The sequence below is a fragment of the Aliivibrio sp. S10_S31 genome, from assembly GCF_014694495.1.
Taxonomy (GTDB): Bacteria; Pseudomonadota; Gammaproteobacteria; order Enterobacterales; family Vibrionaceae; genus Aliivibrio; species Aliivibrio fischeri.
This window is the reverse complement of record NZ_JAAUWR010000023.1, coordinates 1-15,380: the sequence shown is the minus strand read 5'-3', so window position 1 is coordinate 15,380 and position 15,380 is coordinate 1. Positions and strand designations below refer to the sequence as shown.

Annotated in this window: 16 protein-coding genes; all 16 read left to right on the top strand. The window is 40.0% G+C overall.

Annotation, left to right across the window (positions count from 1 at the left end; all coding sequences use genetic code 11):
* Positions 1 to 29 precede the first annotated feature (29 nt).
* The 16 genes from iscU (at position 30) to der (ending at position 15,197) form a co-directional block, all read left to right on the top strand.
* The gene (gene iscU / locus HC728_RS16925) at positions 30 to 413 is read left to right on the top strand and encodes a Fe-S cluster assembly scaffold IscU (protein ID WP_005417914.1); all 384 of its coding nucleotides are present in this window, start codon (positions 30 to 32) and stop codon (positions 411 to 413) included.
* 124 nt (positions 414 to 537) lie between these two features.
* A complete protein-coding gene (gene iscA / locus HC728_RS16920) occupies positions 538 to 861 on the top strand; it encodes an iron-sulfur cluster assembly protein IscA (RefSeq protein WP_005417916.1) in 324 nt (107 codons plus the stop codon).
* Between the two features lie 15 nt (positions 862 to 876).
* A complete protein-coding gene (gene hscB, locus HC728_RS16915) occupies positions 877 to 1,392 on the top strand; it encodes a co-chaperone HscB (protein ID WP_011261361.1) in 516 nt (171 codons plus the stop codon).
* A gap of 38 nt (positions 1,393 to 1,430) precedes the next feature.
* On the top strand, positions 1,431 to 3,281 hold the full coding sequence (hscA, locus tag HC728_RS16910; RefSeq protein WP_012534025.1) for a Fe-S protein assembly chaperone HscA: 1,851 nt from the start codon (positions 1,431 to 1,433) through the stop codon (positions 3,279 to 3,281).
* 2 nt (positions 3,282 to 3,283) lie between these two features.
* Entirely contained in the window at positions 3,284 to 3,622 is a 339-nt protein-coding gene (fdx, locus tag HC728_RS16905) for an ISC system 2Fe-2S type ferredoxin (protein ID WP_005417920.1), read from the top strand.
* A gap of 123 nt (positions 3,623 to 3,745) precedes the next feature.
* Positions 3,746 to 3,946: a Fe-S cluster assembly protein IscX gene (gene iscX, locus HC728_RS16900; RefSeq protein WP_005417922.1), complete on the top strand. Its 201-nt coding sequence runs from the start codon at positions 3,746 to 3,748 to the stop codon at positions 3,944 to 3,946.
* A gap of 229 nt (positions 3,947 to 4,175) precedes the next feature.
* Positions 4,176 to 5,462 carry an aminopeptidase PepB gene (gene pepB, locus HC728_RS16895; RefSeq protein WP_065623539.1) on the top strand — a complete coding sequence of 429 codons (1,287 nt, stop codon included), beginning with the start codon at positions 4,176 to 4,178 and terminating at the stop codon, positions 5,460 to 5,462.
* Between the two features lie 283 nt (positions 5,463 to 5,745).
* Positions 5,746 to 6,180 (top strand): nucleoside-diphosphate kinase, encoded by a 435-nt coding sequence (gene ndk / locus HC728_RS16890; RefSeq protein WP_012534215.1) that lies wholly within the window; start codon positions 5,746 to 5,748, stop codon positions 6,178 to 6,180.
* A gap of 289 nt (positions 6,181 to 6,469) precedes the next feature.
* Entirely contained in the window at positions 6,470 to 7,588 is a 1,119-nt protein-coding gene (locus HC728_RS16885) for a bifunctional tRNA (adenosine(37)-C2)-methyltransferase TrmG/ribosomal RNA large subunit methyltransferase RlmN (protein ID WP_005417927.1), read from the top strand.
* Positions 7,589 to 7,618: 30 nt separating this feature from the next.
* Positions 7,619 to 8,389 (top strand): type IV pilus biogenesis/stability protein PilW, encoded by a 771-nt coding sequence (gene pilW, locus HC728_RS16880; RefSeq protein ID WP_005417928.1) that lies wholly within the window; start codon positions 7,619 to 7,621, stop codon positions 8,387 to 8,389.
* Entirely contained in the window at positions 8,370 to 9,284 is a 915-nt protein-coding gene (locus HC728_RS16875) for a RodZ domain-containing protein (protein WP_005417929.1), read from the top strand. Before pilW ends, HC728_RS16875 begins: the two co-directional genes overlap by 20 nt.
* 12 nt (positions 9,285 to 9,296) lie before the next feature.
* Positions 9,297 to 10,415 (top strand): flavodoxin-dependent (E)-4-hydroxy-3-methylbut-2-enyl-diphosphate synthase, encoded by a 1,119-nt coding sequence (gene ispG / locus HC728_RS16870; protein ID WP_005417930.1) that lies wholly within the window; start codon positions 9,297 to 9,299, stop codon positions 10,413 to 10,415.
* A gap of 38 nt (positions 10,416 to 10,453) precedes the next feature.
* Complete coding sequence (gene hisS / locus HC728_RS16865; protein ID WP_005417932.1) at positions 10,454 to 11,722, top strand: histidine--tRNA ligase; 1,269 nt, start codon at positions 10,454 to 10,456, stop codon at positions 11,720 to 11,722.
* 11 nt (positions 11,723 to 11,733) lie between these two features.
* The gene (locus HC728_RS16860) at positions 11,734 to 12,345 is read left to right on the top strand and encodes a tetratricopeptide repeat protein (protein WP_054776006.1); all 612 of its coding nucleotides are present in this window, start codon (positions 11,734 to 11,736) and stop codon (positions 12,343 to 12,345) included.
* Positions 12,346 to 12,355: 10 nt separating this feature from the next.
* Positions 12,356 to 13,513, top strand: a complete 1,158-nt coding sequence (bamB, locus tag HC728_RS16855; protein ID WP_005417946.1) for an outer membrane protein assembly factor BamB — start codon at positions 12,356 to 12,358, stop codon at positions 13,511 to 13,513.
* A 181-nt stretch (positions 13,514 to 13,694) separates the two neighbouring features.
* Entirely contained in the window at positions 13,695 to 15,197 is a 1,503-nt protein-coding gene (gene der, locus HC728_RS16850; protein ID WP_005417948.1) for a ribosome biogenesis GTPase Der, read from the top strand.
* The last annotated feature ends 183 nt before the right edge of the window (positions 15,198 to 15,380 follow it).

The window sequence follows — 15,380 nt, the reverse complement described above, 5'->3', positions numbered from 1 at the left end:
GGACGTTACAGAATTTAGAGGTATATATCATGGCTTATAGCGAAAAAGTAATCGACCATTACGAAAACCCTCGTAATGTTGGTTCATTTGAAAAAGACGACCCATCAGTGGGTAGCGGCATGGTTGGTGCTCCGGCTTGTGGTGATGTTATGAAACTACAAATCAAAGTATCTCCAGAAGGTGTTATCGAAGATGCAAAATTCAAAACATACGGTTGTGGTTCTGCAATTGCATCAAGCTCACTAGTTACTGAGTGGGTAAAAGGTAAAACACTAGACGAAGCTGCAGCACTTAAAAATGCTGAAATTGCAGAAGAGCTTGAGTTACCACCAGTGAAAGTTCACTGCTCAATTCTTGCAGAAGATGCAATCAAAGCAGCGGTATCTGATTACCGTAATAAACACCAAGATTAATTATTTTTGGTTAGATAAAGCACCTTTATTATTTGTTTTATTAATAAAAGGTGCTTTATTATTGAGTAATGTCGTTAATAATTAATGACTCCCATGACCACAAACAAAAAGTAAAGGTTGCAGTATGGCCATTTCAGTCACCGAAGCAGCGGCAAGCCGTGTACAAAAATTTCTTGAAAACCGAGGAAAAGGCGTTGGTTTACGTTTAGGCGTAAGAACCTCTGGTTGTTCGGGTATGGCTTATATTCTTGAATTTGTTGATGAGCTAAACGAAGAAGACCAAGTTTTCGAACAGTTTGGTGTGAAAATCATTATCGATCCAAAAAGCTTAGCTTATATGGATGGCACTGAATTAGACTTTGCAAAAGAAGGTCTAAATGAAGGCTTTAAATTCAACAACCCGAACGTAAAAAGTGAATGTGGGTGTGGTGAAAGCTTCAACGTATAGAGCAAAACATTACTTATGAATCATTTTGAATTATTTGGGCTACCGAACCAGTTTGAACTGGATGGTGGCCTTCTTTCTCTTCAATTTAGAGAGTTGCAAAAACGCTTTCATCCAGATAATTTTGCAACGTCTTCAGAGCGTGACCGTTTACTTTCCATTCAAAAAGCTGCGCAAATTAATGATGCGTATCAAACATTAAAAAATCCAGTATCACGAGCTGAATACATACTTTCAGAGCAAGGTCATGATATTCGTGGTGAACAAACCACAATGCAAGATCCTATGTTTTTAATGCAACAAATGGAACTGCGTGAAGAGTTAGAGTCATTACCATCAAGCTCAGATCCTGAAAGTGCTTTGTTTGATTTTGCTGAGAATGTAACAGCAATGCGTAAATCACAGTTAGTTCAACTGCAAGAACTATTGAAAAACGAAGCATGGATTGAAGCCGCTCAGAGCGTTCGAAAGCTCAAATTTATTGAAAAACTGAATCAAGAAGTTGAGCAGTTAGAAGAGAAATTATTAGGTTAACTCTTTTGGGGTTAATGAGATAAACGAAGGATACTTTCATGTTATTACAGATTGCTGAACCAGGACAAAGTGCTGTACCGCACCAACATAAACTGGCGGTAGGTATTGATTTAGGAACAACAAACTCTTTGGTTGCTTCAGTTCGAAGCGGTGAAGCTAAAACATTACCAGACATGAAAGGTAATGTTATTTTGCCATCTGTTGTTCAGTATCAAGAAGATAAAATTTGTGTAGGCATGAATGCATACCAATCTGCAGCAATGGATCCACAAAATACCATTATTTCTGTAAAACGTTTAATGGGACGTTCACTTAAAGATATCCAAGCTCGTTATCCTGAGCTTCCATATCAATTTTCAGAAAGTGAAAATGGATTACCAGTAATTCAAACCGCTCAAGGTGAAGTTAACCCTATTCAGGTATCATCTGAAATCTTAAAATCGTTATCACGTCGTGCTCAAGATACACTAGGTGGTGAGTTAGAAGGGGTAGTAATTACCGTTCCTGCTTATTTTGATGATGCGCAACGTGCAGGTACTAAGGATGCTGCGACATTAGCAGGCCTAAATGTTCTTCGTCTACTAAATGAACCGACTGCAGCGGCAATCGCATACGGCTTAGATTCAGGTCAAGAAGGTGTTATTGCCGTTTACGATTTAGGTGGTGGTACGTTTGATATTTCAATCTTACGCTTATCTAAAGGCGTATTTGAAGTGCTTGCAACTGGTGGTGATTCTGCGTTAGGCGGTGATGATTTCGACCATGTTCTAGCTCAGTGGATTAAAGAGCAAGCAGGTATAACTAGCTCGCTATCAAGCCAAGAACAACGTGAATTATTGACATTAGCAACACAAACAAAAGTTGCATTATCTGATAGTGATAACGTTAAGATCAGTTTTAAAGATTGGAGCGGTGAGATTAGCGTTGAGCTTTTCAATAGTCTAATTCAACCTTTGATTAAAAAGACCCTAATGGCATGTCGTCGTGCACTTAAAGATGCGGATATTACTTCAGAAGAAGTGATGGAAGTGGTTATGGTGGGTGGTTCAACACGAACGCCATTTGTACGTACTTCTGTTGGTGATTACTTTGGTCAAACGCCATTAACCAGCATCGACCCAGATCAAGTTGTTGCAATTGGTGCCGCGATTCAAGCGGATATCTTAGTGGGGAACAAACCTGATTCTGAAATGTTACTGCTTGATGTTATTCCACTTTCTCTCGGTATTGAAACCATGGGTGGACTTGTTGAAAAGATCATTCCACGTAATACCACGATCCCTGTAGCAAAAGCTCAAGAGTTCACCACATTTAAAGATGGGCAAACTGGCATGATGGTGCACGTTGTTCAAGGTGAACGAGAGATGGTTGAAGACGGTCGTTCTTTAGCTCGTTTCTCTTTAAAAGGTATCCCACCAATGGCGGCGGGTGCTGCACATATTCGTGTAACTTACCAAGTTGATGCTGATGGTTTACTTTCTGTTACTGCAATGGAAAAGAGCACTGGCGTTCAATCTCATATTCAAGTTAAGCCGTCTTATGGTTTAAGTGATAATGAGGTAGCTAACATGCTTAAAGACTCAATGACGTACGCAAAAGAAGACATGCAAGCACGTGCATTGGCTGAACAGCAAGTAGAAGCGGATCGAGTTATTGAAGGGTTAGTTGTTGCGCTTAATAATGATGGTGATGCGTTACTGTCAAAAGAAGAGCAAGCAGAAATTTTACAAGCAATTGAAGCGTTAATCACATTACGTCAAGGTACTGATGCGCAAGCAATTGAAGATGGAATTAAAAAGGCTGATGAAGCAAGTCAAGAATTTGCAGCGCGTCGAATGGACGCCTCAATTCGAGCTGCGTTGGCTGGTCAATCTATTGATGAGGTATAGAAATGCCAAAAATTATCGTTCTACCACATGAAGAATTATGTCCAGAAGGGGCGGTTCTTGAAGCAAATGAAGGCGACAGTGTTTTAGATGTTGCTTTAAAAAACGGCATTGGCATTGAGCATGCGTGTGAGAAATCATGTGCTTGTACTACATGTCACGTTATTATTCGTGAAGGCTTTGACTCACTAGAGGAAAGCGACGAATTAGAAGATGATATGTTAGATAAAGCATGGGGACTTGAGCCTGAATCTCGCTTAGGTTGCCAAGCTTTAGTTGCACAAGAAGACCTTGTGGTAGAAATTCCAAAATATACTCTAAACTTAGCATCAGAAGATCATTAATCTTTCTTCTATTAAGTTAAAGTAGATAAGAGGGCAAGTATTGAGAAGTAAGTAATTACTCCCCTCAAGCTTGCCTTTTTTATTAGCTAACAAATAGCAAATCAAAATAATAAGGAGTTTATTATGAGTTTGAAATGGATTGATTCGAGAGATATTGCAATTGAATTACTAGATAAATACCCAGATACCGATCCAAAAACAGTGCGTTTTACTGATTTATACCAATGGGTATTAGAACTAGAAGATTTTGATGATGATCCTAAGCATTCTGGTGAAAAAGTGCTAGAAGCCATCGTATTATGTTGGATGGATGAATGGGATTAGTTTTTTACCATTTATGATTCGCTTTTAGAAAGTATAAAATCCCATCACCTGCTTGGATCTACCTCTTACATTTTAGTGAAATACCTTGTATCGCTAGTGTAAAGTAGGCAAATTGTATAAAAAGATGGATGTTTTATTCATTTATACCGTTCGACATTCACGCAATATAAATAATCATATGCAATTAAATGATGTTATGGAGTTATTGCGTATTTAAAGGAGATACACCATGTCACAAAAGATGACTGTACAACTTTCATCAATCGCAGCCCCTGCTCATTGGGGAGACAAAGCTATATTGTCTTTTACTTCTGAAGCTGCCGTTATTCATTGTATTGAAAGTGACGTATACAGTCTTATCCAGCGAGCGGCTCGTAAATTAAATTCACAAGGTTTAACCGCTGTTGAGCTTGATGGCACTGATTGGGACCTTGAATCGATTTGGTCATTTATTCAAGGTTTCCGTGACTCTAAAAATAGCGATGATGTGAGTTGGGCTGCATTGAGTGAAAATGATGAAAAAGAGTTAAACGCTCGAATTCTAACCACGAATTGGACTCGTCAAATCATTAATAAAACGGCTGAAGAAGTCGCTCCTCGTCAACTTGCTACTATGGCTGCAGAGTTTATTAAATCTGTTGCTCCAGAAGGCACAGTCACCACTAAGATTGTAAAAGATAAAGATCTTCTGACTCAAGGTTGGACGGGGATTTATGCCGTAGGTCGTGGCTCAGAACGTACCTCTGCAATGTTACAGTTAGACTATAACCCTACTGGAGACGAAAATGCGCCAGTATTTGCTTGTTTAGTCGGCAAAGGCATTACGTTTGATTCTGGTGGTTACAGTATTAAACCATCTGCAGGTATGGCATCGATGAAAGCGGATATGGGAGGCTCTGCATTAGTGACAGCAGGTCTTGCGATGTCCATTCTTCGTGGTTTAGATAAACGTGTTAAGCTGATTTTATGTTGTGCTGAAAATATGATTTCAGGTCGAGCATTAAAGTTAGGTGATATCATCACTTATAAAAATGGTAAGACGGTAGAAATTCTAAATACGGATGCAGAAGGACGTTTAGTTCTGGCTGATGGTCTTCAGTTTGCATCAGAGCAAAAGCCTGAACTTATTATTGACTGTGCGACGCTAACGGGTGCAGCGAAAATGGCTGTAGGTAATGATTTCCATTCATTATTAAGCTTTGATGAAGCATTGAGCCAAAAAGCGTTAAATGCGGCTCAAGAAGAGAATGAAGGTCTATGGCGCTTACCATTGATGGAGTTCCACCGCGCTATGCTGCCATCAAACTTTGCTGATTTAGCGAATATTGGCTCAGGTCCATATTCACCGGGTGCAAGTACTGCCGCAGGCTTTTTATCTTACTTTGTTGAAGATTATCAGAAAGGATGGATTCATATGGACTGTTCAGCGACGTATCGCACAGCGCCATCTGATAAGTGGGCTGCCGGTGCGACCGGAGTGGGTGTAAGAACACTTGCTAATATCTTAACTAAATAATTAAAATGAAGATCGAGCTCGCTCGGTCTTCTTTTTTAACAGGTAATTCCTATCAGTATTTATAGTAGTTGTAGTAAATAACTGCTCATCCTAGCTTGTTAAAATGCTCGATAACGGCGTTGTTTTTTGATTTTAGAGTCACTACTTATCGAAAAATTCCGTCTTGTTCTCAAGTCTTTTTTCTTTGCTATTTCTGAGCATTGACTTACTGTGATTAGTATTAGATAAATAAGTACTGATTGAAATTAATATAAGAAGTAAAAGAAATCTAAAGGAAAGTAGAATGACAATAGAACGTACTTTTTCAATTGTAAAACCAGATGCCGTTAAGCGTAATTTAATTGGTGCTATTTACCGTCGTATTGAAAAAACAGGTATGCAAATCGTTGCTGCTAAAATGCTTCGTTTAACTAAAGAACAAGCAGAAGGCTTTTATGCTGAGCATGAAGGAAAAGAGTTTTTTGATGAATTAGTGGCATACATGATGTCAGGACCTGTAATGGTTCAAGTTCTTGAGGGTGAAAATGCGGTTGTACGCTACCGTGAGCTAATGGGTAAAACTAACCCAGAAGAAGCAGCATGTGGCTCACTACGAGCGGATTATGCAATTAGCATGCGTTACAATTCTGTTCACGGTGCTGATAGTCCAGAATCTGCTGCACGTGAGATTGCGTATTTCTTTGCTGAAGATGAAATCTGCCCACGTCCAGTGGAATAATGGGGACGAGAGCCTAGAACGTTCGCAAGCTCCCTAAAGAATAAAGGGAGCTTGTTTTGTTGAAAGCTCGAGCATTGTAATTAATTTCAGAATCAGTTTTCTTTTTTGTAGATACTCTACATTCTCTTACTCGAACCTCGAACCTCGAACCTCGAACCTCGAACCTCGAACCTCGAACCTCGAACCTCGAACCTCGAACCTCGAACCTCGAACCTCTAGTAATATCCTCTCAAAGGCTGTACAATTCTGCGCCCATATTCGCGGTGATGTCATTTATCAGAGAGGCAACATGACTACAGCTAAAATCAATCTACTGGACTTTGATCGTAAAGGACTTCGAGCATTTTTTTCTGAGGAATTAGGAGAGAAAGCCTTCCGTGCAGATCAAGTAATGAAGTGGATGTATCACTTTGGTTGTGATGACTTCGATCAAATGAACAACATCAATAAAAAGCTTCGTGAAAAACTAAAGCACAAGTGTGAAATTCGCGCACCTTACGTATCAGAAGCACAACATTCATCTGATGGCACGATTAAGTGGGCGATGAAAGTTGGCGATCAAGACGTAGAAACGGTATACATCCCAGATGGTGACCGTGCAACGCTTTGTGTATCTTCACAGGTTGGTTGTGCATTAGAGTGTAAATTCTGTTCAACAGCTCAACAAGGCTTTAACCGTAACCTAAAAGTTTCTGAGATTGTGGGTCAAATCTGGCGTGCAGCTCGTGAAATTGGTCTAGAAAAAGAAACGGGTCGTCGTCCAATTACTAATGTAGTAATGATGGGGATGGGTGAGCCATTACTTAACATGAAAAACCTAATTCCTGCATTAGAAATTATGCTAGATGATTTAGGTTTTGCTCTATCTAAGCGTCGTGTAACGGTTTCTACATCAGGTGTTGTTTCTGGTCTTGACCAAATGACAGGCAAAATTGATGTTGCATTAGCGATTTCGCTGCATGCACCAACTGATGAACTTCGTAGCCAAATTATGCCTATCAATGATCGTTGGGATATTGATGCGTTTTTAGCTTCAGTTCGTCGTTACATTGCATCATCAAATGCAAACCGTGGTCGTGTAACGGTTGAGTATGTTCTTCTTGATCATGTTAATGACGATATGGATCATGCAAGACAACTCGCAGAATTGCTAAAAGATACGCCTGCGAAGATTAATTTGATTCCATTTAACCCTTATCCTGGGTCACCATATAAGAAACCAAGTAACTCACGTATTGATCGTTTCATGAAAACCTTAATGGAATACGACTATACCGTGACAATTCGTAAAACTCGTGGCGATGATATCGATGCTGCTTGTGGTCAATTAGTTGGTGATGTAATCGACAGAACTAAACGCACTAAAGTTAAACAGCAAGGTGAGGCAATCCCTGTAAAAACTGTTTAATCTTGGTGTATTACAGCAAGGGAAAGCAGGATGAGAAAATGGAGTGCAGCACTATTAACGATTGGATTGTTAACGAGTGCTGGTTGCGTCACTGTTGACAAAGCCGATGAAATGACCAAAGAAGAGGTAATTCGAGCTGCTGAAGCTCGAATTACACTTGGATTAAGCTACTTAAATGCGGGCGATATGATGAAAGCTCGCGAGAATTTGGAACTGGCTGTACAATACGCTCCCGACTATTACCGCTCTCAAACCTCCCTCGCTTATTATTATCAACAAGTAGAAGAAGACGATTTAGCTGAAAAGGCATACAAACGAGCATTACGTTATTCGTCAAAAAATGGTAATGTATTAAATAACTACGGCGTTTTTCTATGTAAAAAGGGCCGATATGAGGAAGCTCAAGAGAAGTTTACTCAAGCAATAGACCAACCTTACTACTATCTTGTCTCGGCAAGTTATGAAAATGCAGCGATGTGTGCATTAAGTAGTGGGGATAAAGTGACAGCAAAAACGTATTTTGAGCGCTCGTTAGCTCATGATCCGAATCGGATTCGTTCGACCCTTCAATTGGCTAAATTGAATATTGACGAAGGTAATTATTCCGAACCGAGAATTTCGCTGTTTAAATTTAATAAGAAGTACGGATACAAACCAGTTAGCCTAAGCTTACTCATAGAATTAGAAAAAAAAGCAGGCAATGCGCATTTAGTTAAAAAATACGCAAATATTCTGGGAAAAGAGTATCCGGACTCGCGAGAATATCAGAATTATATAAATCATGACGACAGAACATATTGAAGAAACAGTAGAAACATTTATCGCACCTGGCCTATTGCTTAAAGAGGCTCGAGAAGAATTAAATTTAACGCTTGAAGATATCTCTTCACGACTGCGTTTACGCGTAGAAGTGCTAGAGCAAATTGAAGCGGATCAGTTTGACATGGGTAAACTAGCCACGTTTACCCGTGGTTACTATCGTTCATATGCAAAAGTGGTTAATGTTCCTGAACAAAAAGTGCTTGATGCATTAGATCAACTTGGTAAAGCTCAAATAGAACAACATGATATGCAAAGTTTTTCTCGCAAAACGAAGAGAGAGAAACACGATAACCGTATTATGAAACTAACGTGGGTTATTTTTGCGTTGATTTTAGGTATGTCAGTATTGTGGTGGTGGCAAGAGCAAGCACAACTAGAGAGTGCCAATGATGCAGAATTAATTGCAGAAGTTGAAACCGCTAAATCAATGGAACAAGTTGAAGAAACTAAAGCTGATGCCCCTCAAACCGAAGAAACAGCTCCAGCATTAGATGAGGCTGAAATGCTTCAATTAGATACTAATATTTCAGAGCTAGAGACTGATTCGAAAACGCTTGAAAAAGAAACCATTAAAGCTCCTGAAGTTCCTGTAGAAGCTAAAAAAGAAGAACCAGTAGCTGAAAAAGCTGTTGTTACTGAAGATGTTGTTATTACATTTAGTAGTGATTGCTGGTTACAAGTACAAGACGCTTCAAATAATCGCCTGTACTCGGGTGTGAAAAAATCGAATCAAACACTAAAATTAACAGGTAAAGCACCTTATAAGTTAGTTATTGGCGCTCCAAATGCGGTAACACTTACTTACAAAGGCAAACCTGTTGATTTATCTGCATACCCTGCAGGTAAAGTTGCACGATTAACCCTACCTCAATAATGAGTTGATTCCATGCATATAGAGTCCCCAATTAAACGCCGTCAATCTACTCGCATTTATGTGGGTAATGTTCCTATTGGTGATGGTGCACCCATTGCCGTTCAATCAATGACGAATACACGCACTACTGATGTAGATGCAACTGTTGCTCAAATTAAATCACTTGAAAAAGTAGGCGCAGATATTGTTCGAGTTTCTGTACCGACAATGGACGCTGCTGAAGCATTCAAACTAATTAAACAACAGGTATCAGTGCCGCTGGTTGCCGATATTCATTTTGACTACCGTATTGCTCTCCAAGTTGCGGAGTATGGTGTTGATTGTTTACGTATTAACCCTGGTAATATTGGTAATGAACAGCGTATTCGCTCAGTAGTTGATTGTGCTCGTGATAAAAACATTCCAATTCGAATCGGTGTTAATGGCGGCTCATTAGAAAAAGACATTCAAGCAAAATACAAAGAACCAACAGCAGAAGCGTTATTAGAATCAGCAATGCGTCATGTTGATATTTTAGACCGTCTTAATTTTGATCAATTTAAAGTAAGTGTAAAAGCATCTGATGTTTTCCTTGCGGTTGATTCATACCGTTTATTAGCAAAACAAATTGCTCAACCATTACATTTAGGCATAACTGAAGCGGGTGGCGCTCGTGCTGGTTCGGTTAAATCAGCGGTTGGTTTGGGTATGCTGTTATCTGAAGGTATCGGTGACACATTACGAATTTCTTTAGCTGCGGATCCTGTTGAAGAGATCAAAGTCGGTTTTGATATCTTAAAATCATTGCGTATTCGTTCTCGTGGTATTAACTTCATTGCTTGTCCAACGTGCTCTCGTCAAGAGTTCGACGTGATAGCAACAGTGAATGAACTTGAGCAACGTTTAGAAGATTTAATCACACCAATGGATGTCTCTCTTATTGGATGTGTAGTAAATGGCCCTGGTGAAGCCGAAGTTTCACATATGGGTATCGCGGGCAGTAACCGTAAGAGTGCTTTTTATGAAGACGGAGTACGTCAGAAAGAGCGCTTTGATAACGACAACATTGTTGATCAACTAGAAGCAAAGATCCGCGCAAAAGCGGCAACGTTATCAAAAGAAAACCAAATTGATATCAATCAGATCGACTGATTGGTAGTAGATATAAACAAACCCATTGGGAAGTAAACGTGGCTAAAACAATCCAAGCAATTCGAGGCATGAATGATTGCCTTCCAACACAGTCTCCATTGTGGCAAAAAGTTGAAGGTAGCGTAAAACGCGTTATCAGCGCATATGGTTATAACGAAGTTCGTATGCCAATTGTTGAGCAAACTCATCTATTTAAACGTGCTATCGGTGAAGTAACTGATGTTGTAGAAAAAGAGATGTATACGTTTGAAGACCGTAATGGCGATAGCTTGACTCTTCGTCCAGAAGGTACAGCGGGTTGTGTTCGTGCAGGAATTGAAAATGGTTTACTGTACAACCAAGAGCAACGTTTATGGTACATGGGTCCAATGTTCCGTCATGAACGCCCTCAAAAAGGTCGTTACCGTCAATTCCACCAAGTAGGTGTTGAAGTTTTTGGCTTAAACGGCCCTGATGTTGATGCTGAATTGATCATGATGACAGCTCGTTTATGGCGTGAACTGGGTATCGATCAACACGTCCGTCTAGAGTTGAACTCAATTGGTTCACTAGAAGCTCGTGCTAACTACCGTACAGCATTAGTTGCTTTCTTAGAGCAACATTTAGATGTATTAGATGAAGATTGTAAGCGTCGTATGCACACAAACCCAATGCGTGTATTAGATACTAAGAACCCTGATGTTCAAGCTATTTTAGGTGATGCACCTAAGCTATCAGAATACTTAGATGACGATTCTAAAGCACATTTTTCTGGATTATGTGAACTACTTGACGCTGCTGGCATCCAATATCAAGTTAATGAACGTTTAGTTCGCGGTTTAGATTATTATAACCGTACTGTTTTTGAGTGGATTACTGAAAGTTTAGGTGCTCAAGGTACAGTATGTGGTGGTGGTCGTTACGATGGTCTAGTTGAGCAGCTTGGTGGTAAAACAACACCAGCAGTTGGCTTTGCTATGGGCTTAGAACGTCTTGTTCTTTTAATGGAAACATTAGAATTAACAGACGTTCGTCGCTCTGTTGACGTATACATGGTAACCGCTGGTGAAGGTACACTTATGGCTGGTATGAAACTGGCTGAATCACTACGTGAACAAGTTCCAGGCTTACGAGTTATGTGTCACTTCGGTGGTGGTAATTTTAAAAAGCAATTTAAACGTGCTGATAATGCAGGTGCAGCAGTAGCCCTAATCCTAGGTGAAACTGAAGTTGCAGAGCAAACAGTTAACGTTAAAGATTTACGTAATGGCGAGCAAGTGACTCTGCCACAATCAGACGTATTCACAAAATTAGCTGAATTGATTTAAGAGGATAGGACGTGGAAGCCTACGAAACTGAAGAACAACAAGTTGAAGCCATTAAAAGTTGGTGGAAAGAAAATGGCAAGGCTGTCGTTATTGGTGGTGTTGTTGGTATTGGTGCAATCTTGGGTTGGAAATATTACCAATCATCACAGATCACTGCGAAAGAAACAGCTTCTGCTGCCTATGAAAGAGCGCTAACTGCGTTACAAGCTTCTGGTGCAGATGCGGTTGAATCTACACAAACATTTATTGATGCAAATAAAAGCAGTGAATATGCATCATTAGCGGCACTTCAGTTAGCTAAAGTACAAGTAGAAGCTGGTCAACTTGAAAATGCGCTTGAGCAATTAAATTGGGTTGCTAGTAACAGCAAAGACGAATCATTAACAGCAATGGCTCAAGTTCGTTCTGCTCGTATTCAAGCAGAACAAGGTAACTTTGATGCTGCATTAGCAACATTAGCTAATGTTAAACCAGCAAGCTGGGCTGCTCGTGTTGCTGAATTAAAAGGTGACATTGCACTTCGTCAAGGTGATATTGCTACAGCTCGTTCTTCTTACACTGAAGCACTTCAAGCTGGCATGAACCAAGCAGTTCAAATGAAACTGGATGATTTAGCTGAGTAAGGACAACTGAATGCGTAAGGTGTTAAAAAAAGCGGCGTTATGTACCTTTGGTTTCTCGATGCTTTTTGGCTGTGCGAGTGAAGAAGATACAATCGTAATGGCACCGGTTCCTGTTGTTCAGAATCAATTTGAACCAACAACGGAATGGACAAGTTCAATTGGTGATGGTGTTGGACATTATTTTTCACGTCTAACACCAGTATATGCTTATCAAAAAATATACGTTGCTAGTCGAGATGGTCTTGTTAAAGCTCTGGATCCTGAAAATGGCAAGACCATTTGGGAAAGAGATTTAGAGCAAGATGATACCGCTCGATTATCTGGTGGTTTAACACTGACTTACGGTAAAGTCTTTATTGGTTCTGAAAATGGTGAGCTTATCACTCTTGATGCAGAAACGGGTGAAGAGTTATGGCGTGAGAAGGTAGATGGTGAAGTATTAGCTAAACCACTGGCTGATGAAGGTTACGTCATGGTTCATACCAGTCGTGGAGCATTAATAGCTTTTGATGCAGAAACGGGTGTGGAGCAATGGCAAATCAATAGTGAAGTACCAAACTTAACACTTCGTGGTGATAGTGCTCCTGTGAGCATTTCAGGTGGGGTGTTTTGGGGCATGTCGAATGGTCGCTTAGCGGCAGCGTTGATTTCAAAAGGTCAACTATTATGGCAACAACCAGTTGGTACACCAAAAGGTGCAACAGAAATTGATCGTTTGGTTGATGTTGATGCATCACCACTGATCCTTGGTGGGCGACTATTTACTATTGGCTACAATGGCCAGTTAATTGCGTTGGATTTACGTACCGGCCAACCGGTATGGAAACGCAATTATTCATCAGCCATGAATATGTCATCTGATGGTAAGCGACTCTTCTTAGTAACAGAAAAAGATCACGTTGTTGCTGTTGATGCTCGAAGTGGTACTGAACTTTGGAGCAACGAAGAGCTAGAGTATCGTCAATTAACATCACCAATGATCATTGATAGCTATATTGTTTTAGCGGATAGCGAAGGTTATTTACATTGGTTAGATAGAGATACTGGACTGTTTATGTCTCAACAAGAGATAGACAGTGATGGTATTGCTGTTTCTCCAATTTTAGTTGAAGACAGCTTCCTCGTTGTGACTCGCGAAGGCGATATCAAAAAAATGCGAATTAAATAATATTTATTTGCTATAATTGTGAATTGGCTCCAAGTCCTTTTGGTTTTGGGGCCTTTTATTGTTTTTAGATAGTGAAAGATAATCCAATTTGGTGATGGCTTTATGTGTAATCAATCAGTCAAAACCATCATCAAATTGGTATTAGCTCGCGCTATGCCTATGATTAAATAAAGAGGTATATATGATTCCTGTTGTTGCTCTGGTAGGGCGTCCAAATGTTGGTAAATCGACGCTATTTAACCGTCTTACACGCACAAGGGATGCATTAGTTGCTGACTTTCCTGGCTTAACTCGTGACCGTAAATACGGACGAGCTAAATTAGAAGAGCAAGAATTCATTCTGATTGATACCGGCGGTATCGATGGAACAGAACAAGGCGTTGAAACTAAAATGGCAGAACAGTCATTAGCTGCGATTGAAGAAGCTGATGTTGTGCTATTTATGGTTGATGGTCGTGCTGGTTTAACATCTGCAGATGAAGCCATCGCAAAACACTTACGTTCACGTGAAAAGCCAACGTTCTTAGTTGTTAACAAGATCGATGGTATTGATGCAGATGCTGCAAGTGCAGAGTTCTGGCAATTAGGTATGAACAAAGTGTACCAAATTGCAGCTTCACACGGTCGTGGTGTAACGTCTTTACTTGAACTTGCTCTAGCTCCTTTTATGGAAGAGCTTGTTGAAGAGTCTTTGAAAGATGAAAACGGTGAAATCACTGATTTAACTGAATTTGAAGATTTTGAAGACGAAGAGAAAGAGCTAACTGAAGAAGATGCAGAGAAAGATTTTGCTCGCCTTCAGGACCAACCGATTAAACTTGCGATCATTGGGCGTCCAAACGTAGGTAAATCGACACTGACTAACCGTATTCTTGGTGAAGAACGTGTGGTGGTTTACGATATGCCTGGTACAACTCGTGACTCTATTTACATTCCTATGGAACGTGAAGGTCAAGAATACGTATTAATTGATACTGCGGGTGTTCGTCGTCGTGGCCGTATTAACGAAACCGTAGAAAAATTCTCTGTAATTAAAACATTAAAAGCCGTTGAAGATGCAAACGTTGTTCTATTGGTTATTGATGCTCGTGAAAACATCTCAGATCAAGATTTAAGTCTACTTGGTTTTGCACTGAATGCGGGTCGTTCATTAGTAATTGCTGTGAACAAGTGGGATGGTTTAGATAACGATGTGAAAGAAAAAGTAAAATCTGAACTTGATCGCCGTTTAGGTTTTGTTGATTTTGCTCGTATTCACTTTATTTCTGCACTACACGGTACAGGTGTTGGTCACTTGTATGAATCGGTTCAAGAAGCATACGTTTCTGCGACTAAGCGTGTTGGTACTTCTGTTCTAACTCGTATCATGAAAATGGCACAAGATGATCACCAACCACCATTGGTTCGTGGCCGTCGTGTGAAGCTAAAATACGCTCACGCAGGTGGTTACAATCCACCGCTTATCGTTATTCACGGTAACCAAGTGAAAGAATTACCATCTTCATACAAACGTTTCTTAATGAACTACTACCGTAAGTCTTTAGAAATTATGGGCACTCCAATTCGTATTCAATTCCAGAATAGCGAAAACCCATTTGAAGATCGTGGTGGCAAACTAACTATGTCTCAAGAGCGTCAACGCAAGCGTCTGTTAGGTGCAGTGAAAAACCGCAACAAGAAGTAATCCAGAGTTACGTTCTTAAATGTATATTAAATAATAAAACGCCCACCTAGTTGTTGTAATGCCGATCGTTTAAGGGACTTGAACGATCCTTGGCAGCCTTCATAATCGGTCTTAAATTTATTTTAAGGCCGATTTTTTATGTCTGAGTTTTCTCGTGAATTACAATTAACTGCAGAATTTCAC